The sequence below is a fragment of the Cupriavidus sp. C3SS-1 genome, assembly GCF_057073755.1.
Genome location: NZ_CP172701.1, coordinates 308,331 through 330,162, shown reverse-complemented (window position 1 = coordinate 330,162; position 21,832 = coordinate 308,331). Strand labels below are relative to the sequence as shown.

At 61.2% G+C, this 21,832-nt stretch carries 20 protein-coding genes; 4 read left to right on the top strand and 16 right to left on the bottom strand.

Annotated features, from left to right (window positions below):
• Positions 1-14: 14 nt before the first annotated feature.
• The 5 genes from ACIGJC_RS30035 to ACIGJC_RS30015 all read right to left on the bottom strand — a co-directional run bounded on the left by ACIGJC_RS30035 (position 15) and on the right by ACIGJC_RS30015 (position 3,432).
• Positions 15-1,058 (bottom strand): primase-helicase zinc-binding domain-containing protein, encoded by a 1,044-nt coding sequence (locus ACIGJC_RS30035; protein ID WP_483714567.1) that lies wholly within the window; start codon positions 1,056-1,058, stop codon positions 15-17.
• Between the two features lie 261 nt (positions 1,059-1,319).
• Positions 1,320-1,808, bottom strand: coding sequence for a single-stranded DNA-binding protein (locus ACIGJC_RS30030; RefSeq protein ID WP_483714565.1), 489 nt, complete (start codon positions 1,806-1,808; stop codon positions 1,320-1,322).
• Positions 1,809-1,827: 19 nt separating this feature from the next.
• Positions 1,828-2,589, bottom strand: coding sequence for a hypothetical protein (locus ACIGJC_RS30025; protein WP_483714564.1), 762 nt, complete (start codon positions 2,587-2,589; stop codon positions 1,828-1,830).
• A gap of 8 nt (positions 2,590-2,597) precedes the next feature.
• The gene (locus ACIGJC_RS30020) at positions 2,598-3,026 is read right to left on the bottom strand and encodes a hypothetical protein (protein WP_483714562.1); all 429 of its coding nucleotides are present in this window, start codon (positions 3,024-3,026) and stop codon (positions 2,598-2,600) included.
• A 100-nt stretch (positions 3,027-3,126) separates the two neighbouring features.
• A complete protein-coding gene (locus ACIGJC_RS30015; RefSeq protein ID WP_483714560.1) occupies positions 3,127-3,432 on the bottom strand; it encodes a hypothetical protein in 306 nt (101 codons plus the stop codon).
• 767 nt (positions 3,433-4,199) lie between these two features.
• On the opposite strand from ACIGJC_RS30015, the gene ACIGJC_RS30010 reads away from it, so the two are divergent.
• A complete protein-coding gene (locus ACIGJC_RS30010) occupies positions 4,200-5,366 on the top strand; it encodes a hypothetical protein (protein WP_483714559.1) in 1,167 nt (388 codons plus the stop codon).
• 71 nt (positions 5,367-5,437) lie between these two features.
• On the top strand, positions 5,438-6,625 hold the full coding sequence (locus ACIGJC_RS30005) for a FlhC family transcriptional regulator (protein WP_483714558.1): 1,188 nt from the start codon (positions 5,438-5,440) through the stop codon (positions 6,623-6,625).
• Between the two features lie 670 nt (positions 6,626-7,295).
• On the opposite strand, the gene ACIGJC_RS30000 is transcribed toward ACIGJC_RS30005, so the two are convergent.
• Positions 7,296-8,513, bottom strand: a complete 1,218-nt coding sequence (locus ACIGJC_RS30000; protein ID WP_483714557.1) for an RNA-guided endonuclease InsQ/TnpB family protein — start codon at positions 8,511-8,513, stop codon at positions 7,296-7,298.
• A 171-nt stretch (positions 8,514-8,684) separates the two neighbouring features.
• Between ACIGJC_RS30000 and ACIGJC_RS29995 the strand changes: the two genes are divergently transcribed.
• On the top strand, positions 8,685-9,212 hold the full coding sequence (locus ACIGJC_RS29995) for a tripartite tricarboxylate transporter substrate-binding protein (protein ID WP_483714555.1): 528 nt from the start codon (positions 8,685-8,687) through the stop codon (positions 9,210-9,212).
• 56 nt (positions 9,213-9,268) lie between these two features.
• The gene (locus ACIGJC_RS29990) at positions 9,269-10,309 is read left to right on the top strand and encodes a CAP domain-containing protein (protein WP_483714554.1); all 1,041 of its coding nucleotides are present in this window, start codon (positions 9,269-9,271) and stop codon (positions 10,307-10,309) included.
• A gap of 406 nt (positions 10,310-10,715) precedes the next feature.
• On the opposite strand, the gene ACIGJC_RS29985 is transcribed toward ACIGJC_RS29990, so the two are convergent.
• The 10 genes from ACIGJC_RS29985 to ACIGJC_RS29940 form a co-directional block, all read right to left on the bottom strand.
• A complete protein-coding gene (locus ACIGJC_RS29985) occupies positions 10,716-11,939 on the bottom strand; it encodes an ISL3 family transposase (protein ID WP_483714553.1) in 1,224 nt (407 codons plus the stop codon).
• A gap of 592 nt (positions 11,940-12,531) precedes the next feature.
• Positions 12,532-13,770, bottom strand: a complete 1,239-nt coding sequence (gene pilV, locus ACIGJC_RS29980; RefSeq protein WP_483714552.1) for a shufflon system plasmid conjugative transfer pilus tip adhesin PilV — start codon at positions 13,768-13,770, stop codon at positions 12,532-12,534.
• A gap of 7 nt (positions 13,771-13,777) precedes the next feature.
• Entirely contained in the window at positions 13,778-14,257 is a 480-nt protein-coding gene (locus ACIGJC_RS29975; protein ID WP_483714551.1) for a hypothetical protein, read from the bottom strand.
• A gap of 37 nt (positions 14,258-14,294) precedes the next feature.
• Positions 14,295-14,795 carry a type 4 pilus major pilin gene (locus ACIGJC_RS29970; RefSeq protein WP_483714550.1) on the bottom strand — a complete coding sequence of 167 codons (501 nt, stop codon included), beginning with the start codon at positions 14,793-14,795 and terminating at the stop codon, positions 14,295-14,297.
• A 33-nt stretch (positions 14,796-14,828) separates the two neighbouring features.
• Positions 14,829-15,869, bottom strand: coding sequence for a type II secretion system F family protein (locus ACIGJC_RS29965; RefSeq protein WP_483714548.1), 1,041 nt, complete (start codon positions 15,867-15,869; stop codon positions 14,829-14,831).
• Positions 15,866-17,581 carry a GspE/PulE family protein gene (locus ACIGJC_RS29960; RefSeq protein ID WP_483714546.1) on the bottom strand — a complete coding sequence of 572 codons (1,716 nt, stop codon included), beginning with the start codon at positions 17,579-17,581 and terminating at the stop codon, positions 15,866-15,868. Before ACIGJC_RS29960 ends, ACIGJC_RS29965 begins: the two co-directional genes overlap by 4 nt.
• 86 nt (positions 17,582-17,667) lie before the next feature.
• On the bottom strand, positions 17,668-18,897 hold the full coding sequence (gene pilO2 / locus ACIGJC_RS29955) for a type 4b pilus protein PilO2 (protein ID WP_483714545.1): 1,230 nt from the start codon (positions 18,895-18,897) through the stop codon (positions 17,668-17,670).
• A gap of 3 nt (positions 18,898-18,900) precedes the next feature.
• Positions 18,901-19,587 (bottom strand): type IV pilus biogenesis protein PilP, encoded by a 687-nt coding sequence (gene pilP / locus ACIGJC_RS29950; protein WP_483714544.1) that lies wholly within the window; start codon positions 19,585-19,587, stop codon positions 18,901-18,903.
• A gap of 15 nt (positions 19,588-19,602) precedes the next feature.
• Positions 19,603-21,210, bottom strand: coding sequence for a type II secretion system protein GspD (locus ACIGJC_RS29945; protein ID WP_483714543.1), 1,608 nt, complete (start codon positions 21,208-21,210; stop codon positions 19,603-19,605).
• Between the two features lie 71 nt (positions 21,211-21,281).
• Complete coding sequence (locus ACIGJC_RS29940) at positions 21,282-21,521, bottom strand: toxin co-regulated pilus biosynthesis Q family protein (protein WP_483714542.1); 240 nt, start codon at positions 21,519-21,521, stop codon at positions 21,282-21,284.
• Between the last annotated feature and the right edge of the window lie 311 nt (positions 21,522-21,832).

The window sequence follows — 21,832 nt, the reverse complement described above, 5'->3', positions numbered from 1 at the left end:
CTTGCAACGACCGGCTACGCGCAGACAGCCTGCTTGCCGGCAATGTCCTGCAACCGGCTGGCGGTCAGCCATTGGTCACAAAAATCCGTGCTACGCACCATGGGTCGGTGTACGTGAACGGTAAGACCTTCACCGCGAACCCGCTTTGCCAGGGCCAGCGCATCCGCCATTCCGGGCGATTTGCCCGTCTTCGGATCAACCTCATCGAAGTCGGCGAAGATATGCAACGTGTGGATGCCCAATCCTTCGGGCACCACAAAGCGGCTGAGCAGCACCCGGTTGAGGCAGGGCCACGTCGGCACGCCAAAGAGCATGTAGGCGGCGTAGGCATTTTCCAGCCCTTCGGCCACACCCAGTACGCCATCGCGCGGAGGCATGAGCCGCACTGCGCCGCCAGCCAGCGGATGCGCCGTCACATCATTGCGCTTGGCCGGCAGAACTTCTCCGTCAGCCGTCACAATCAAAGCCTTCGCCGGCTTGGCCGGATCCAGTGCGGTCCTGTGCACCGTCGCCATCCGACCGTCTGGTAGCGTGAACTGCGCGACGATCGTCGGGTAGCGTCCGTAGACGACACCCTCATGGCGATAGTCCATCGCGGCAAGCCGCAACGCGGTAGGACGCGGGGCAACTAGTCCTGGTACTCGAGCGGCGAGATATCGCATGGCAGCGTCGCCCGGCGCCAGTGCCGAGGCACGGGACCAGACCCGCTCTATGCGCTTTGCCTTGGCCTCGTCCGACATTGCGGGCTTCGGCTGGGCAAGGCGCAAGGCCCGGGGCACCAGGCACACCGGCTTGCCACCCTCGATCTCGCTAGCCAACGCAGCAAACGACAAGCCTGTGAACCGGCAGATGAGCTGGAGCCCATCGCCGGCCATCGGACTGCCGTCGTTGCAATGCCGGCAGACCCAGTCACCGCGGCCACGTTTGTTGTCATAGGTGAAGCGGTCCTTGCCACCACAAACGGGGCACGCCGAGGGGCGCCCGGATAGGGACGACTCAGGGATGCCGTACTTGAGCAGTACGGACAACCACTGGGCCGGACTCCAGTTCAAGTTCATTTGCACTCCTGTTCGGAATGATGGTTGGTCGATGCCTGAGACAGGCGGGGAAACGCTTGCTCAAAGGACACCCCGGCCGGACCAGGGGGTCTTTTCAACAATCGCGAGAACGTTGGGGGAACTGCCCGGAATCGGGCGGAAGGAGATGGTTGCCTAGTGCCGCCGGCGAAAGCCGACGGCACTAGGAAATTGCAACGGGGGAAATGGGAGGATGCCTTAGATGATCAGCGAATTGCGGATCAGGTTAGCGACCTACCTTGGCTAGAACGGGATGTCATCATCCATGTCCTCAAAGCCATTCGACGGCGCCGATTGCTGACGCGCCGACGTATCCCGCCCCTGTTGGCCACCTTGCTGGGCCTGCTGCTGGCGGGAAGGTTGCTGGCCGTAGCCATCGCCATCATTTGCGCCGCCCTGTCGACCGCCCAGCATCTGCATCTGGTCGGCAACAATCTCGGTGCTGTACTTGTCCTGGCCGGACTGGTCCTGCCACTTTCGAGTACGAATCCTGCCCTCGATATACACCGAGGACCCCTTCTTCAGGTACTGGCCCGCGATCTCGGCAAGCTTTCCGAACATCGAGATACGGTGCCATTCGGTGGCTTCCTTCATCTCGCCGGATTGCTTGTCCTTGTAGCGATCGGTGGTAGCAAGGCGAAGGTTGGCGACAGCATCACCACTCGGCATGTAGCGGACTTCAGGGTCCGCGCCCAGGTTGCCGACGAGGATGACTTTGTTGACTGATGCCATATGGAGATTTCCTTTCAAATTAATGTGAACGCGTAATCGACCACAGCCACTTATCCCACAGGACGGGTTGACCGTTATCGTCCAGCTTTGGCTTTCCAGACCTCTGGTGGAACGCCTGGACCTTAACCTTTTCCCGCCGCCGCACTTCCACCCAGTCGCCAAGTTGGCACCCGGATTCGGAGATAGCGTCTTTGAGGCCCTCGCCCTGCAGCGTCTCGGAGCCTGTCGCTGTCTCTAGCTTCAGGGCAAACGATTGGTAGGTCCGGCCGATGCGCTTGCGATCAGGGAACTCGGCTTCGCCCCAGAACATGATTTTGCCGCGATGCGCAGATCCGCTCGACGCGCGGCGCGCGGGAGCGCTGACCGTCGCAGGTACGGCATCTAGGACATCACTGGAGGGCTTACGCGATAGGATGCTTGCGCCGTTGTTGCTAGTCGCCGCAATGCTCGCTGCCGGGGTCGCATTTGCGCGAATCGCTCCAGCGATGACATCAGCCAATTTTGCACCCGGATATTCTCCAGCCATGCACCAGTACGGGACCGGGTCTGGCAAGAGCTTCTGACCAAAGCGGGTCGCTGTCGGTCGGGGCTCGAAGGCTGCCACGAAGTGAACGATGCGCCCGCCTTCGTCGCGAAAGAGATTCGGGACGCCGCTGATCTCGATGTAGGCTTCGTTGCTCGACCCCGTGCCAACGATTGGCGAATGGACGGGCTCTTGTGTGACTGTGCTAGGCTGGAGAGCATCCTGGAGTGCGCCAAGCAGTCTCTGAAGAAATGCCATGACAACTCCTAGAGCAGAGACCCGCAACGCATCCCGCGGACTTCGGCCAGGTCGCGCCTGAGACGGGAGTTGTTGAGAATGATGTCTTGCAGGACCTCGGGACTCACGCCGGTTACGGCGCAGACATAGGCATAGGGCAACGCCCCGTCCCAATAGCCAAAGATCCAGCCCAGCGTCATGTCATAGTCTTCCTTCTCGACGGCCCTTCCTTCCATGCGAGCACGGAGCATATCGGCGCAATCGGCCAGGGACTCGGGAACATTGTCGCCGCGACGGCTATCGCAGGCGAGGCTGATCAGCGCGTCAACCATTTGTTCACGTACGCCGTCGCTCCAGTGAATTGGATCGGGCAACGGGTCGCGCTTTGGCGGGATGATTTTGACAGGTGCCGCGTCCCCGAAGAAATCGAGTTGCCAGGCGGCGGGTTTCATTTCCATAGGGTTCTCCGAATGGGAACCCTATTGCCCACCTGCCGGTGGGAACAAGGTTCCCACGACAGGTGGATAGAGCCGCCCTCTAGAACGAGGGCGGACCAGGTCAGGCGCTGCGACGAGCAGCTTCCTGGCGCTTCAACGGAACGACGACAGGGGACTTCGCATACGCACGAGCTTGAGGCGCTTGCGAATCGCTCTGGTCAACAGGTGCAGCTTGCGGCTTGGGCATCGTAACGTCTCGGGGCGTCGGCACGATGTGCGAGCGACCGAAGACATTGTGATAGACCCAAGATACCCCGACGATTGCGAGAAACAACGCGCAAACCGCTGATTGTGTTGCCACATAGATCGCCATCAGCGAAAAGAACAGGCGGATAGGCGAGCGCAGCAGATTGGACAAGGATTCCATGGTTTTCTCTCTTGAAAACTGAAAATAGGATTTCCCGACAGAAATATCGGGCGATTATTCGATGCTCAGAAGAGCAAGGAATCCTTGAAGCGGCAACGCGCTTGCCGAATGCACACGGCATCGGGCAAGGACACTGCTCAGGGATTCGCAAACTGAAGGGAAGTCATGGGACGAAGCAAGCGTGGCGCTTTGCCCTGTCATGTCGATGCGCCTGGGACGCGTGTGTTCATAGAACGGTAATCCATCTTTGGCCCACCGAATCCCCGGAAAGCTCACCAAAACTATGCGTCTTTCCGGGAAAGTCAGTCCAACCTGTTGGACTGAGCACAAAAACTGACGCTCAGACGTGGGCGCTGGGCCTACTGCGCAATCTGTGCGCCACCGATTGGCAGCGAGTCCGGGGGTAATCAGAAGTTCCGGAAAGCTAGCAGTATTCGGCGCCCCGCTTTGCTTAATTGTGAATACGTAAACTGCCAAACAGCCGCTCCCCGACACCCCCCCACTATAGGGGTAAACACCTACACCCCTTCCGAATTTTGCCGATAGTCCGAGCACGAGCGGCGAAAGCTATGCCCCATTCGTCGTCTTTCCAGACCATTGCCCCGGAAAGACGCGCATAAGCTCGACATGTTCCCTGCCCAAGTGGGAACGCACCGGGTTCCGACTCGCCCTTCGGCCCGCCCGTCGCGCCCTTGACAAGCTGACGGTGCATGTACGGTTGGAACAACCGGCTTCGCCGGCGACAAGACCACGAAAAAGAAAAATCTATGGATCAATCTAACAACCTTCCATCCATCCTCTCGGACGACCCACTTGAGGACAAGGGGGCTCAGCTTGTGCAGCTCGCGCGCGCAGTCCTCACCGACCGCTTCGACTCCGCCGAGGTTGGACGCATTGTCCAAGCCAGCCGAGAAATCTTGCTGAGCCAAGAGCGCATTCAGACGGAACAGCTTGCTGTCGGAGCAAGACTTGCTCAGATCCACTCGACAATGCTCAGCAATTTCGAGGCCTCTTCGGATAACCGGCGACTCGCCCGCAGGCATGCAGCCGCCCTACTGTTGGATTACTGCAAGCAAGTCCTGAGCCTGGGAAGGTCGTCCATGTACGTTCACATGCAGACGTACAGACGCTTCCTGGATAACAACAGGGCGGTCAACCTCTTCACCTTTGGAGAATTGGCCATGCTGGTCCGTGAAAAGGTGTCAGACGATGACCTACTGGTAATCATGGAGGCAAAGGAGAAGAACAATGAACTGACCCGTGACGACGTCCGCAAGCTGATGCTCAAGACCCGCCAGTCCGACGAACAATTATTGGAAGCGTCGGCAAAACTCGAAGGCGTGAGGGAAGAGCTCGCCCACGCGGTCACCCACCAACGGGACATGGAGTTCGAGATCAAGCACCTCCGTGCGCAAGCCCACCAGGCTTCCACTGAACGTGACACACATCGCGCGGCGCTTTCGGACGCGCAAGTCGATCTCGCCAGAAGTAACAATGCTGTGAGCAAGCTTCAGATCGCTATTGACGATTTGACTCACGAGCGCGACCGCCTCCTTGATCAAGCCGTCAATGCCAAGTCTCGGATCGAAACGAAAGAAGTCGTCCGTGAAGTGCCACCTGAAGGTTACATCTCCGTTGAAGCGGCCATCGAAGCCGTCAATCAGCGGCTGGCCGCCGCTAAGCAGGAACTCCAAGACACTTTGCACCGGCTGGAGACCGCCAGTGCGGCAGAGTCTAACGACGCGGATACTCGGGCGCTGCTGGCCGACCTCCAGGAACACTTCGAAGTCATGGCAACGAAATTTTCTCGGACTCAACTGCGAGTCTTAATGAACCAAGATTCCGCCCGGTTCCGCCCTCTACTTGAAACGATGGCGGCCGTCGTCTCTCGCTATCACGGGGAGTTGGTCGCGGCACTCAACCATACAAAGTAACCCCACCTGCAAAGTGAGGATTTCGAAACTCAAACATTTAAAAAAAATAAATACTGCACGAGGAAACTGTAATGAAGCTTGATATCTTGCGCGGCGATTTCGACAAGCTTGGACTGTCGAAACTGTCAGCCGAACGCGTTCGCTCAACCAACTATCACCTCACCGATTATATGGAGGAGGCTTTGATCCGGCACGCCACGCTTGCTCAGACGTTTGGCGTCCGAAAGGAAGAGATCGCTGCGCTGCGCAAGAACGAGGCTGGCTTTCGCAAGCTGATGGGCACGCCATTTATGACCGTGGTCCCATCGATTACATCGGCGGAGGACTGGAAGGCGCTGGTCGCCGGACGCACGACAACCTTGGCGGTAGACAAGGTGCAAATGCAAATGCCTGTCCTCGACAGTGTGGACAAGATCCTTCTCTATCACAACAACCGTGCCTACGTGTGGCTCATGGTTGAACTGCTGCATGCCAGCATTCTCGCCGCGCCTCTGCTCGGCATCAGCTTGGAGCTTGCTCACTACCTACGTGGATTGCCGCAGCATCAGCTCGACCTCGCAGTGAACCGAATACAGTTCCCCCTTTTCCGATGGCGCATCTCGGACCCGGTCTTCTTCATTGAACATTCGGCCGACCGCGTATCGTACGACATGTTGGGGCACTATTTCATGCGCTTCTCCCAACTCCGTGTCGAAAAGCCGGAAGGCAAGCAAGGTTGGACACACCTGCGCCTCGATCGCTTGCAGACTGATGTCTACTGCATGATGCTCACCGCCATGGGCTGCCGCGCTTCGAGCGTTGCCTCACTTCTCTCTATCAACTCGGCAAAGGCCAGAAAGGTTTACCACGAATACCACGGTGAGTCCTCTCCCTGCGGCCAGATGCCAAGCTCCGTCGCGTGGCATTTCGAGTCTTCCAATACACGCGTGCAGTCCACAGTTTTTCTGTGGCTCTACCGCATCTGTATCAGCCAGGATGCAAAAGTACCGGAAGCACTGATTGCTGCCTATAACGTCACGGCGCAAGCTTTCGCCTCGGACCTCCGACTCACAGCCGATCGCGCCAGCTATCTGGCGCGCACCATGGCTGAAGAATCGGAGGTGTCCCTCGCCGCGTGCAGGACGTGCGGGACCGACTACCTGATAGCGAACAGCGGCACGCGGATTGAGCTTAGCCGATCCTACTCGTGCCCGACCTGCTCCGGCACACTCGCCACGGCACCCTGGCGGCGTCGCCGGCGCAGCGGAGATGCGCATTAGACCGCTGATTCTTGATCCAGACACTTTCCAACGAATGCAGCGCAGGCAATTGCGCCGTCTCGAATACGTAGAAGTACAATGCATATCGGACTACTTTCCTTCCAAGGGCTCTGCATAGCCATTACAGCGTATCTTGCGTACAGGCGCGGCAAGAATCCTCTCTTATGGGACGCGCTGGCCTATGTACTTACCGTAACCACGCCATTTCTGCTTCTCTTTGTCACCCGTAGTAGGCGTGTGACACTGGCTCAGCATTTGGAAAAGTACCTCCACTGCCGGATAAAGCGGGGGATTGCATGCGCCAATTGCAATTCGAGTAGCATTCGGCTCTGGCGTAATGCCGGCCTACTGTTGAATCGGGACCAGCATTTCTGCAACCACTGCGGATCGTACCTATACGACAGCTGAGCTGTTCGTGACGGTAATACCCTGCTTGCTTGCGACGGTCGTGATAGACACCCGCTATGCCGATGCCTCTCTCACCCCCTCGAATTAAGGGTTAAAATTCGTCCCCTCCCTGCCGAAGAAGGCCAACGCAGCCGATAGCTGGCTGCCTTTCGTCGGGATGACGGCGCGACTTGACTTTGCGTCGGCTTCGGTAAGCTGGATTGACATCCTCCCCTTCCCTCGACACCGCCTGTCGGCGGAATGGAAGGGGATTCCTACGGCGCTACGCGGTGAACTGCGCAGCCACTTCGGTGGGTTCCTGCTTCGCAGAGCGGCCTGACTGCACCGGCTCTCCACAGGCTGCAACGCGGTGTCCCCGCGCCAAAACATTGATCGCGCCGACAACGTCGGCGTTTTTCTCGAAACCGCATTCGATGCAGGCGAACCGAGCTTGCGTAAGCCTGTTGTCCGCGCTGACGCTACCGCACGCCGGACACGTCCTGCTCGTGTTCTGGGCCGGCACAGCAACGAGCCAGCCGCCGCCCCACGCCAACTTGTATTCCAACTGGCGGCGGAATTCGAACCAGCCCTGATCCAGAATCGCTTTGTTCAGGGCAGACTTGGCCCGAACGCTCCTGCCTGGCTTCTCGGTGCTGCCCGCTGCCGACCTGGACATGTTTCGCACCTGCAAGTCCTCGATACACACCATCGCGTGGTTTTGGCTGATCGTGGTCGTGGCTTTGTGCAGGTAGTCTCGGCGGGCGTTCCCGATGCAGGCGTGAATGCGTTGGACGCGGGCCTTTGCCTTTTTCCAGTTGCTGCTGAACTTCTGTTTGCGGCTCATCGTCCGCTGCGCTCGGCGCAGCCGGGCTTCGAGCTGCCTAAAGCTGTTGAGCGGCGCCAGGTAGGTTCCGTCGCTGAGCGTCGCAAAGCGGGTCACGCCAACATCGATGCCGACGGCGCTCGTGGCCTGAGGCACGGGCGGCCTGACCTCACGTTGCGTCTGGATCGAGACGAACCACTTGCCCGCGCTCACGGATACGGTGGCGTTGCGCACATCGCCCAGCACATTCCGGCTGTTGCGGTAGCGCAACCATCCAAGCTTGGGCAGGAAGATACGACTGTTGGCCGGGTCCAGTTTGAGCTGTTTCGCGTCGGGGTAGCGGAAACTGTCGCCTTGTCCCATCTTCTTGAAGCGCGGGAACGCGGCCCGTTTGGCGAAGAAGTTCTTGTAGGCCCGCTCCAGGTCCTTGAGGGCATGCTGCAGCGGATGAACGGGAGAGTCCTTAAGCCACGGTGTCTCCGGCCCGTTGCGCCATCCCGTCAGGTGCTTTGCCATGGCGACATAGCCGATAAACTTGCCGCCTCCCTCGTAGTTTTCCTTCTGCAACGCCAGCGCCTTGTTGTAGACGAACCGGCACGAGCCGGCGAAGCGGCGCATGTCACGCTGCTGTTCGCCGGTCGGCTTCAGTTCGTATTTGAAGGCTTGAAGTCGTTGCATTGGCCAATTATAAACTTGGCCGATGAGAGCCGCCCCATAGCCTCTTTCGGATGCTTGCCAGATAGGTATCGCCCGCGCTAGTCAACACTGTATTCGCCGTTACACGGTTCGCGTTATTGAGGTCGTTGCCCCCCATGTCGATGCCACTGGCGGGATTCGTGAAGTTGGCTAGTGGCATTCACGCCGCTGGTTCTTGTTGTCAATACGAAGACACCAGCGAATTCAGTGCACGAATTCGTCCGATTTGTCTCGACAAGAAGAGAGCCAGTCAACTATGGACCGGCGGGAACGGGAAATATCACGCATATGGCCGGAGAACTATTCGCGCAAACCACCGGCCTGCGGAATCTGAGGCATATTCCATATAAGGGAAGCTCTCAGGTGATCGCGGACTTGATTGGCGGGCACCTGGCCGCTTACTTCGATACGCTTCCATCTTCAGCCATTCGCGTATGCCCCGTAGGCATTCGTGGGCACCATCGTCAAATCGCGACCAGCACTTCTGCAACCACTGCGGGACCTACTGGCACGACAGGTGAGATCGCTGGCGCGGTACCCGAAAGCCCCGGCAGGCCTTACGCTCCCCCTCGAAGTGGGGTTAAGTTTGAGAAAAATTCTGCCGAATATGAACCCGTGCGGCCATCCTTGGCTGCTTTTCGTCGGGACGCCAGCGACTTGACTTTGTGCTGCCTTCGGTAAGCTGGAATTAAGTGGTTCGAACGGTGAGCCACAACTTTCCAGCAAAAGGAAACAATATGAAAACCAAGAACAATTTCTCTCTCTTTGCAATCGCTGTGGCTTCGGCCCTTGCCCTTTCTGCCTGCGGTGGTGGAGGTGATGGTGGCGGCTCGTCGTCTCCGGCGGCGCCGCCCCCTCCGACCACGCCGACGACACCGCAAGCGCCGACCTCCATCGCGCCGGTTACCAGCGTTCCGGCAGCCACCTACACGGATCAGCGCACCCAGCTGTTTGAGCAGCTAAATTCGTTCCGCAGCGCCGTGGGCGTTGGCTTGCTGCGCCAGGACGCCACGCTCGACGTGGCAGCTCAGGCCCATGCCGACTACATGAAGGCCAATCTGGTCGTAAGTCACGATGAGACGGCTGGCAACCCGTCCTACTATGAAGCGACCCCGCGCAGCCGTGCAACGAAGGCGGGTATCGACGCGGCGCAGTGGATTTCTGAATCGGCCAACGGTACTGGACTTCTGCCAGTGAGTTGGGTGCCGCTTTGTCTGCGAATGACCAACAGCGTCTACCATCTGCAAGCACTTACCGGGCCTGTTGAAACGGTTGGCTTGGGTATCAATGAATACTCGTGCTCGATTGATATGGGCACGGTAACTGGAGTCACCGGCACGCCCCTGGCAAACTCGCAGCCGGTCGGCGCGGGCCAACTGATGGCGGCAAACGCAATTGGTGTCGCGCCGATTGATGGCTCATCCGTGGATGGCACGATGCCAGCAGAAAGCCCGCAACCGGCCCCGGATATCACTGCGCCGGGTCATCCGTTGATGGTGCGCGTGCGTGCAGATGCTTTCAGCGATGCGCTGACAGTCAGCAACTTCACCCTGGTGGACAGCGTGGGCGCAACCATCCCTGGCCGTGTACTGGTGGCCACCAACGCGCTGAGCGGTACGACTGCGAGCGGCGCACAGGCCGATGCGATGCTGTTTCCTGGCGTGGCCTTCTTCATTCCTCTCAGCCCGTTGCCGAGTGGCAAGACCTACACGGCCACCTTCGCTGGTGCGCGCAATGGTACTGCCGTCTCCAAGAGCTGGATGTTCAAGGCCAACTGAGCGTCCGTGATCGCAAGCAAGGAGGCCGCCGCGTGTGGCCTTTTTTCATTGGCGCCAGCGAGCACAACAACCGGCGCTTAGAAGCCCATCAGCTGCAGGACATGCCGCGAGGACCGCCTCTCTCTCGCCACCCAGCTTGTCGCTGACACTCTCCAGCAGGTGCTGGAAGGCGAGCCCTGTATCGCGGAGCACCGGGCGTCGACGCGAGAAGTCTTCCGCCCGCCGCGCACCAGCGAACACACGCGAAAGTAGAAGGGGAAAGTGAATCATGGCCGTGACGCAACCACCGACGTAAGGCCGCTTTATGCACCAATCCACACAAAGAAAAACCCGCCAACTGTGGCGGGTTTTTTCATTATGATGCATCGACTACTGGCGCCGTGCGACCTTGCTTTTTTTTGGTTCTTCACCGATTTCCGGGGAAGGCCGCCCGGATCTTGAGGAAGAAGTAATGGTCATCGCGGAAGCCATAGGCCATCCGTTTGATGACCTTGATCCGGTTATTGATGCCTTCCACCAGATTGGTTCCCAACGGCCAGCGGCTGTGAGCCAGGATGCCTGGTAAGTATGGCTTGAGGCGTTTGGCGAACAGGCACAGAGGTGCGATGCCGCTGGCCATTGCGCGCTCGTACCACCCTTGCCAGAAGCGCCGGGCGTAGCCGGGATGCCGATATGTCCAGAGCGTCTTGAGATCGTCCTTGAGCACGTAGACGGTCATCAGCGCTTGGTTGGCAGCCAGTATTTCATCAAGCCGGATCTGATCGGCCTCACGAGTGACGTTCTCCCGATTGCGTAGCAGTAACCAGCGAGAAGACTTCACCACCTTACGGGCGGTCTTGTCGCCGCGCAGCCGATTAGCCTCATCCACCCTGACGCGGTCGATGACCTCACGGCCGTACTTGGCCACCACGTGGAACAGGTCATAGACAATCTCCGCTTGCGGGCAGTGCATCCGCACTTCAAGGTCGTAGGCGGTATTCATGTCCATCACCGCGGCGCGAAGCCGGGCACAGCCTTCAGGGCCAAGCAGCTTAAAGAAGGGCCGGATTTCCTCTCGGGAGCGACCGCGCCCGACCCAGAGTACCCGCTTGCTCGACGGCTCGACGATGACTGTGGCATAGCGATGGCCCTTCTGGATCGCAAACTCGTCCATCGCGATCACCGTGACCCCGCTCAAATCGACCGGCCCCAATTCCCGCTCAAGATGGCGGAGATCGATGCGCTTGACCGTGGTCCAGGCCAACCGGTAGAAGGCCGCGACATGGCGCAACGACATGACCTTGCACAGTTGCGCTACGCTGGCCGCAAGCCGCGTCGTAACCCGCGCATAGGGCGCGAGCCAGTCCAGGCGCTCCAGCTTCGGGCCACATCGCCGGCAAGCCAGACGAAGTCGCGGCACGATAAGCTCCACCGGAATCTCGAACACAGGCAGATCCCGCACGCGCCGCTCTACCCGATCATGGATACTGCTAACGCCCCGACCACAGCCATCGCAGCACCGCCTACGGCGCCCCTTAGGTTCCAGCCGGATGATGCAAATACGCTGCCCATTGCGGGTCTCTTCCCAACTATCGCGCAAGCGATAGCCTTCCCAGCAGCCGAGCTGGGCCATACAATCGCGTGGGGCCAACCTCCACCTTCCTGATTCTTGTTGTGTCGCAACTCCAAGATAACAGTGGTGGGCGTGTTGGCCCTTTTTGTTTCTAAACGGTCACGCAGATCGGCGAAGAACCTTTTTTTTACCCCGCTATGGCGTACAAATTGCTTGCCGATACTGTACGCCCGAGAAATTCCAGAACACTGATCCTGGGATCAAGCCCGAATTTCGAATGGCATAATCCAAGGTGGCGAAAATGTCTGCCGACGCTCCGTCCGTCCAGTAGCTCTTAAAACTGCCCATATAGAAGACGTAAATTTGCCACATTGGGGGGCCTCCGTTATCCGACTGGTCCGCCACCAGATCAGCCTGAGCATAGGATTTTGTCGACATCGGATCCGGGCAGGTCAGCGCGGGCGGCGGTGGCGGCGGTGGTGGCACAGGGGGCGGATCAGGAATGCACTGCGAAAAGCCGCTCATCTTTTCCCAATGGTAGCCACCAGGGCAATTGCTCCCATACGGCATTTGGACATTGAGCCCCTGTGCCCAACACAGGGCCGGGGCACAAGCTGCCGACAGGAAGACGAGCGCGCGGCGAGCGATCGATATCATAGTGTGGTTCTATTTATGGGTAGTAGCACTCAGCCTTGAAGACGCCCTGCAGACCGATGTTGTTGCCGCTTTCAAGACTGCCATTCATATTGACTAGCACGATGCGTGGCACCCAAGCCCAACCATAGTCATCCGCGCTATAGCGGACGGCGGTATAAGGCGGCGCCGCGCTAAAGTCGGTGCCCATCGTGCGAGCCTCAAATGAAAACGATGGAGAACCCCCAGCGTCACATGCCGGCTTGGGCACGGTTACATTGTTGTCGCCAACGACGTATCGGGCCTGCTCCGTGTTCTTCGGTAACAAGTTCAATAGCGAAACGTAGACCCCACCGCGGCAAATGTAGGCGGCATTGCCCGCTGTTGTTGCAAGTTGATTGGGCGTGCTGCATGACGTGCCACTCGTAACGCCCGCAAGGGCCGTACCAATCGGCTCCCACACGCCGTTACAGATCACTAACCCGGTGCCTGTTGTGCTTGTGCGAATAGAGCCCTTGAGTCCGACGCCGCACGCAGCGCCCGGCGTGCCCGTGCTTGTCAGATAGGTATCGCCACCGCTGGTCAACGCCGTATTCGCCGTTACCCGGCCCGCACTGTTGAGGTCGTTGCCCCCCATGTCGATGGAGGTCTGCATCTTGTTCAGTTCAGGGTGCCCTGGAACTTGTACTCGATACAGGTAGCCGTTGTTGGCCTGTGCACCGGTGAAAGCCAGCAATGAAGCGAGGCGGCCACTGCCGGGATTCGTGAAGTTGGCTAGTGGCACCTGCCAGGCACCGTATGCCCCGTAGGCATTGGTCGCCGACATCGTCGGATCGCCGTTCTGCCCGGCGTAAGGAACAAAGCCGCCTTGCGCGCCGGTCTGCGCAGCGATCTGCACGAGCTGCCGCGTGTCTGTAATGGCGCGGCCGCCCTGTGAGGTCACAAGCGCCTGCAGATTGTTCGGTGTCGGCTGCAGGACCTGAAGCAACCAGGTTTGCCCGAACACGTTTGTCGCCGAGAAGCCGGCGGGCAGATAGCCGCCGCTGGCAAGCATCGCTGGCGTCACTGAGACAGGCACAGTAGCGGTCGCTTGCGTAACGAGCGTGGCGGCTTGGTCCTGCACGTATTGCAACGCAGCCTTGTCAAAGACCAGCATCTGGCTGGCCGCGGCCGCCGTCTGCACATTCGTCACCCCCGCCTTTGCCCACGTCGCAAAGCCTGCGAGGCTCAGCATCGACAGCATCAGCGCGATGAGATATCCAACGATCGATTCCATGCGTTTCTCAGGTGTTCAGCTGGACCCAGTGGACCAGCGCGCCTACGGGAATGGTCGCGGGCACGTTGTAAGTACTGCCCGTGGCGATGTTGACGGCCGTGCCATGGCTTCGAATCCGGAACCACGCGAGACTGCCCTGCGTGCTGCCGAGTAGCGCGGCGCCAGCGCCGGAAGACACTTGCACGTAGCCGTACACGTCTCGTCCGCCGCCAGATTTGGCAACGGCCATGCAGCCGGCACCCGCCGGCGTCACCATCCCGGATGGCAGCACCGGCGTCACACTCGCACCGACCAATCCGGGCGTGGCGCCGGCGGTCATCACGCACGCGGCGCCATACGCCTGCGCCTGCTGGGCAGTCACCGTCGCGACTGACTCCATGCGGCCGGGAACCCCGGCCCCCGGCACAGCCAGTGCCAGCTGCCAGCCCTGCGCCATGATTCCCGCGCAGAACAGCACCGCGGCGATTGGCAACACGAGGTATCCCATGCTCGTCCCCTTTAGGTCGTCGCGCCTGGCCGATCTCTCACTGGAATGTGAGCGTGAAGGTGGCAGTCGCACTGCAAGCGGCACCAGCGGTCGCCTGGTCAGGCAGGGTCGTCTGCGTGAAGGTCGTGGTACCGACGACCAGCGTGACGTAGTCCTTCAGGCTAAGCGCCGCGCTGACGCATTGCTTTGCGGTCTGTGCATTGCCGCCACCGAACGCAATGACGCCCTGCGAACCATTGTTGGCCGACGAAAGCGTCATCGTGTTTCCCCAGGTATCGACCAGGGCCGTGCCACGCACCATGTCTGTCGGGAACATTCCGCCAGTAATCATGGCCGGCACATTCGCTGTGGTGAAGTTGGTGTAGCCGTTGTTGCCCTGCGAGAACCCTCCCCGCGCGTTCGTGATGATCTGCGTGATGTTCGTCGCGACTACACCGGCCTTGTGGTTCTGAAACCCGTTATAGCTGGCGTAAGCAATCCCGACCAGCGCAAGCAGGCCCAACACAGTAGCGACGACGCGCCCAAGAATTCCATCCATTTGACACTCCTATCAGGTTTGAGCACGTCGACTTTAGAACTGCCCCATCGATGACGTGAGAATCGACGAGAGAGAGTTGGCACCGAGTTGAAGCACGATGAAGGCGAGGAACATGAGGCCAGTGAAGATCGCCGACATCACCATCCCTTTCGCGAGCAGTTGTCGCTCAATGACTTCCGCGTGCTGACGGACGGCCACGGTGATCTTTTCCGTGAAGTCATCAAAGCCGGCGTAGGCTCCAATTTCGTCAATCAGGTCCAGGGATGGAAACCCGTTCCCCGCTTGCCGGATGGCCTCTGCCAGATCCAGGCCGTCGGCCAGTCCAAGCCGGATCGGCCGCAGGCGCGAGGCCAGCCACGGCGACGCCGAGGCGATCTGGCTCTCCAACGCGGCAATGTCCGGCACCCCCGCGCGAAGCAAGGCAACAAAGGACAGCAACCAGGTGAAGCCAGTGATTTCCCGGTACACGGTGAACGGGAAGACATGCTGGTCACAGAACCGCCTGCTTGAACCGGTCCACCGTGCAAGCGCCCACCAACTCCAGATGACATAGCCTCCCAGCCCTCCGAAGAGCAACGGCGCCGGCCAGCCCACCGCAAGTTCACCAGACAGGTACATGGCATAGGCCCAGTCCGTCCACCGTTCGATGGGCAGGACGCCCAGGAACTGCGGAACGATGTAGCCGCCAATGAGTAACAGGACCGCATACAGCGTGACGAGATACACCCCCGGCGCAAAGAAGCTCGCTTGTAGCTTCTGACGCAGGCGCGTCGTCAGATCACGAACGTCCAGCACGAGGCGCATGGCGTCCGGCAACTGACCAGCCTTCTCACCAGCGTCCAGCACGCTGCGTTCAAGGTCGCTCAGGCCCGGCCCCATTGCAGCCATCAGCGTCTTGCCATCCCGCACCTGACGACCGACTTCGTGCGCCGCCTCCGCCGCTCGCTTGCGGCCGCGCCGCGCTTGCCGCTCACGGAAGTCCTCAATGATCTGCGCCAGGGTCAGCCCGTTTTCTAGTTGGCTCGATGCCTGTTGGTACAGGCGCCGGCGCATGGTCCAAGCCAGTCCGCTCATAGTTCCTCCCGCATCGGAATCGCATCCACATTGCGCTCGGCGTCGACCGGGCTCAGGCGACCCGCGAGCACAAGGTCCATCGCGTGCGCGATCATGGGCTTGTCCGACCCCGGGCGCGCGCGGTGCTTCCGGCGTGCGACCAACACGCCTTCGTTGATGCAGTCCTGCATCAGCGCTTCGCTTGCCACGACCACTTCGGCGACAGCCTGTTGGCCAACGATTCCCTCGCCATGGCAATGGTCACAGCCGGCTCCCCGCACATGGACTCCGGACAGGTCGCCCCAAGACTGCAGGGCTCTCTGCATATAGTCCGGCAGCGCCTGCGGGGCACGCTCGAGCGGCAGTGAGCACTTCGGACAAAGCAGCGGCACGATTCGCTGGGCAATCAGGCCGATGATCTGGTTGTGATTCGCGATCACCCCCATGGCCAGACGAACGTGGTCCAGCATCATCAACCGCGAGAACGTTTCGAACGGATCCGTTACGTGCAGTGTCGTGAGCACCAAATGGCCCGTTGCCGCGGCCTGCAACGTCGCGATGGCCTCTTCGACACCCCGGATTTCCCCAAGCAGCACAGCATCCGGGTCCATCCGCAGCGTCATGCGCAACATTTCCGGGAACCGCTCGCTCTCCGTGGTGAGCTGGACCGCCCAGTCCATCGGGTATTCGGTCGGGTTCTCGATGGTGACGAGCCGCTTTTCCGGAAAGAGGCGCGCCTGGTGCCGGGTGCACTCGAACAGCGTCGTCGTCTTGCCGCTTCCGGTCGGCCCCGTGACCACAATCACCCCCATGGGCCGGCGCAACAGTTGCGAAACGAGCTCCACCTGAAGCGGCGTGTATCCCATCTGGCCGAGCTTGAACTCACCGCTCGGCGCTTGCGGCGCGCGCAAATCCAGTCGCTTCGCGGCCTCCACCGCGTCCGCCTTCAGCGCCCCCTCGTGATGCTCTCGGTACTGCAGTCGGGCAACAAGAAAGCCACCGCCGCCCTCCACTGGATAGGCCGGCCCGCGCACGATACGAACGCTCGACAACCCTGTCCCGGGCAATGCATCTCCCGCGATCTGCGCGTCCTGCACGTCGAGCGGGTTGTATGTCGCCGCCTTTACCGTCGCGAGGCCGGTGTAGATGGCGCGGATCAGGCGTTCCCCCTCCTCGCGACGCATCGACAGCGCCGCCACAGTACGCAAATCGCCCTTGATCCGTACCTGAATCTCGGTATGGTCATCGCGGACCAGGATGTGAATGTCCGAGGCGATCAGGGCGGCGCAATCCGAGATCAGCCGACGTGCGAGCGTCAACGTCTGCAAGTCGGTATCCAGCTGTTGACCGGAACCGCGCTGCTGGCGCAGCACTGCCAGCTCCTGTGCCGAGACCTTACGCATCTGCGGTGCTGCGCCGCTGCGTCGCAGCTTGGACTCCCAGGTCAGAAGCCGCGGCGTACCAAAGTGCCGGGCATCCACGTAGATGTCGCAGCCTTGCACCGCCAGCACCTGCTGCACGTTTTCCTCCAACAGGCCAAACTCCCTGGCAACGTCCTCGACATAGAGCCCGCTATCCGTAGCACGCTGACGAAGGGTCGCGGCCTGCTCGGCCGTCAGGTAGTTCAGGTTGAAGGCAACACGATCAAAGGTCGCAGGCAGGCTCCGCGGATAGATGATGTGAGGCTCGAGAACTTCTGGGGGCTGCGCCAACGCCAGAAGATCCGCCTTCACGGACGGCTCGGCTCTTGCAGCCGTTGCAACGTCCTGCCCTGTCCCTTTGCCTGGGCCGCGCCAAAGACGCGTGATTGTCCAGATCATCATTCATTCCTCGCGCCGTTGCGCATTGCGTAAAGCTTCGCTGTCCCTTTCCATGCCTGGTTGGCCGCTTCGTAGCTGATCTCCATCAGGCGAACGCCGGCCACGGCGTCAATCCCCTCGCCCGGGCCCAGCCATGGGGGCTCGCCGAAGCCAAGATCTGCGGTCATCACCAGCCACGGGTCAACCGGGTTCTTCCCATCCGCTGGCGGCAGCGCGGGTGGCATCGTCAGCTGCAAGCTCAAGCCGTTCGCCTGCGCATAGGTCCACATCGCGCGCTGCGCCTGGACCGACGAGAGCACGGCGCGGGAGGAAGGCAGGAAGGCAGCCGGTGCGCTCAGCGTCTCCGTGGCCAGATTCCCATCTGCGGACAGCACGCCCGGCGCGTTGTCGGCCACACCACCTTCACGCTTCCATGTGGTCTCGATCGCCAGTGCAGTCGATGTGGCCGGCTTGCATCGCCATCCAGCCAGCGTCCAGCCCGTATCCGAGAGGGGCTGCCGGTCCCACGCGCGGTGGCACGCCCGCATGAAGTCCGTCGGCGCAGCAATCTCGACCCAGGGCGCTGCCTGTTTGCGAGCCGCCTCGTTGGCACGTTGCGCCGCCGCGATGGCGCGCTGTCGCATCAACTGTGCCTCACGCTCGGCCTCCTGCTGCTGCTCATACCAGTACCAGCCGCCCGCGATCAGGGCCATCACGCCCGCCACCGCAGCCAACGCGTAGGACTTCGACTTCCAGGGTCCGGTCAGTGCATCTCGCATGACTGACACGCCTTTCGAAGCGCGCGCCATGGCCGCGAGATCGCGCATGGTGCCTTCGTTCTCCGTCCATTCCCCGAGGGCACGATGCCGGTCACGAATCGGATTGAGCTCCTCCAGCGTGCCGACCCGGTCGCCGCCGGCGATGACGGCGTGTCCCTGTCGGACTGCGACATACCAGTAGAGGTTGCCCCGGAGGTGAAACAGCCCCATCCATGGCTGCCGGTGCTGACCCGCCACGATCGCTGCGAGAGGCTTCAGGCCAGCCGGCTCAACGCCCGTGACGGGTTCACAAAATCCGGTCTGGATGGCGCCCTCTGCGCTTACGTGCACCGCGCACCAACGGACGTTGCGGCCAAGGTCCAGCGCTCGCGCACGAAGCGCGCTCTTGCTTGGTTGGGCTTCCTCATGCTGCCAGGACAGTCCGATTGCAAAGCCGCCCTTCAGCCCGGGAAATGACAGGACTTCCGCCATGGCTTACGGCCTCAACACGCGCACGCGCTTGCCGTTGGCAAGCTTGACGCCACCGTCGTCGATGCTCACGACCTTCCAGCCCCCGTCGAGAGCGTCACCGGGTTGCACCGGGACCGTGCGGCCGTTGACATCAACGATGGCGTTGAAATGCCCATCAAACGCGCGCAGCGACACCAGCCGGGGCGCTTCCGGCGAAATGCCCTTGACGCGATCACCGATAGCACCGCCGCCAGTCGGCATCGGGGCAGTCAACGAGATGGCGGGTGCACCGCCAGTCGGTGCGGTGCCCGGCGCAGCGGCAGTCAGCGAGTCCTCCGCGCGCTTAACCTCCGCTTTGTATTTGGCGATTTCGGCGCGCGCCTTCCACAAGGCGATTTGGGCCTGCAGCGCTGCCAACTCGGGCGCGTCGGTATGGCGTGGTACCTGAGCCGCCTCGCCGGCAGGTCCGCTGCTGGTGGCGGGAGGCAGATTGTTCGCCGCAGACGAAGCCGTTCCGCGTAGGGACGGCTGTGCCGCTACACCTGAGGCCGGTTGTGCGGTCACCGGACTGGCCCCGGCTGCCGCGATCGCCGCCGCGGCTGGGTTGGACATTGCCGCCGCGTTGACCGGGAAGGCTGCCGCCTGACACACGATGGCGGCGCCGGCCAGAGCGAACGGCGTCCAACGACGAATGAATGCGCGTTTCTGCATGGGATTGTCTCCGTGTTACAGCAAGCGGGCCGAGATCATGATGGCTATGACCGTATCGCCCCGGGTGGCGCCAACACCACCGCCGAGCGCGGCCATCCACGGCTCGCCGATTCCATTGTTGGTCGTCGTTGCCTTCTGATTACGCAGACCCGTGAGGACCAGCGATTCGCCGGGCTTCAGCGTGATCGACTGCGTGAACCGATTGGTCGGCATCGTGCGAAGCTGCACCGTGCTCTGATTCGCCTCGCCGCCGGACTTGAACGGCTGTAGTGGCAAGAGGTCCGACAGCGTCATGTCGAAGTTCATCAGAATCCGCCCATCGACGACCTTCGGCAGGAAGTTGCTCGTAAAGCCGTAGGTGACCGTTCCGGTCTGGATCGAGCTGGTTGACCCCACGTTCGCGGCCAGCGTCGTCTGCGCCTGGGCGACGTAGTCCTGCAACGTGGCGGTCTGCAGGGCCAACACCTTGCCGTTCTGCGTCACGCCCGATCGCGAAACCACTTGGGACACGTTGCCCAGCGTCGAAAGCGCCTGAACCACGGCCTTGCTGCCAGCAAACGGGCCACTCATGATTGTTGCGCCCAGCGTCGCAGGCGAAGCACCACCCGAGACCGTCGGCGTGCTGGCCGAACTGAATGAGACGCCAGGCTGGCCGCTGGAGCTCTGGTAGGCGAGCGAGAGGTTCAGCCCGTAGTTGTCGTCGCGCGTGACACGCACTTCGTAGACCTGAACGTCGATGGCGACCTGTTTGCCGTACATGGCGGCCAGGCTCTTCACGAACTGTTCAATGCGATCGCACTGCACCGGATCACCCGTGACCGTCAGCGTGCCGAGATTCTTGTCGACAACGACTTCCGCGGTCGTACCTGCGACAGCTTTCGCGGTGGCCTGGAGGGTCTCCCACGGCTTCATCTCGATGAACATGTTCATCGTCTGCCCGGTCCTACCGGCGCCGCCGCCACCGCCGGCACCGCCCCCGTTGCCGGTTGCCCCCGAGATCCCGCCGGAGCTGCTGTCCGCCGTGGTGATCGAACCGTTCATGGACGACGCATCGGCAAGGCTCGGCAGCATGAAGGTACGGGTTTCCGTCCTGAAGAACGTCACCGTGCCATCGTTGTAGCGGGACCAGACACCGAAATGTGCCTCGACGGCATCCAGAAAGCCCTTGAAGTTGCCTCCGTAGCGCAGAGTCAGCGGCAATACCGCCGCGACACCGGCGCCCACGCCCGACACGGGCGCCCCGGCCAGCGGTGCGGCCAGGTCCACGCGCGGCATGCCACCAGTCGGGATCGGCCCGTTCGGCCGGGCAGAACCTGCCGGTATCGCGGACGCCGAGGCAGTCGTGGACGCGCCAGTCATCAAGGCGAGCGCCGACGGCTCCACGGTCGCGCGCACGCCGACGCTCTGTGCGATCCAGTTGGCGGCCTCGTTCAGCGAGCCAATGGTGCCCTTGAACACCACGTGCTTGCCGTAGATGTCGGGCTGCGGCTTGCTGGCGCGGATCTTCTCGCCGAGCAACCACGCGCCCTCATGAACTCGGAACACGGGGCGGCTGCGCGGGGCATCGGCGTAGCGTGCCTGCGCGTCGGCTGAGATCCCGCTTTGAACTTCACGGGTCTGCATCACGCCGCAACCCGACAGCAAGGTGGCTGCCGCAACGGCGGCGGCGGCGGTAAAGCGTTGGCATTGCATGTTCATTGCACGACTCCGTTTTGGCTGATGATTACTGTGCGGTTGCCGCGCCAGCTGTCGCCGACCACATCGGCGCCGTTGCTGGCCAGCTCCTCGACCACTCGCTGCACCGCGCCCTCGAAGTCGCCGCCATAGTCTTTGTCACCCGGCACGATCCAGCCATCCGGTACATTCCAAGCCACGGTCCAACCGGCACGTGCGGCCCACCTTTGAAGCTGTTGTTGAAGCGGCTCGCCTTTCACGAGGCGGTAGACATCACCGACGACCGGCGCGACTGGTAGGGCGGCTGCAGGCGCGACCGCTGGTGCAGCACTAGCGGCTGACTGCACATTGGGCTGGCTCGACGCCCCTAGCGACGGGTGATTTGAGGCCAGCAGCGTAGTGTCAATGGCGGCCTTGCTGGCTCGTGTTGGCTGCAATGACTGCCAGCCGTCAGTCGACAGCTGTGCAGCGTGGACTGACGGTGCGAGGACGACGCAGCTCAGAAGCGACGCTGTGGCGACGGCAATGCGGATGGTTCGTGAGGAATGGCACATAGCGTTGCTTTCAAATG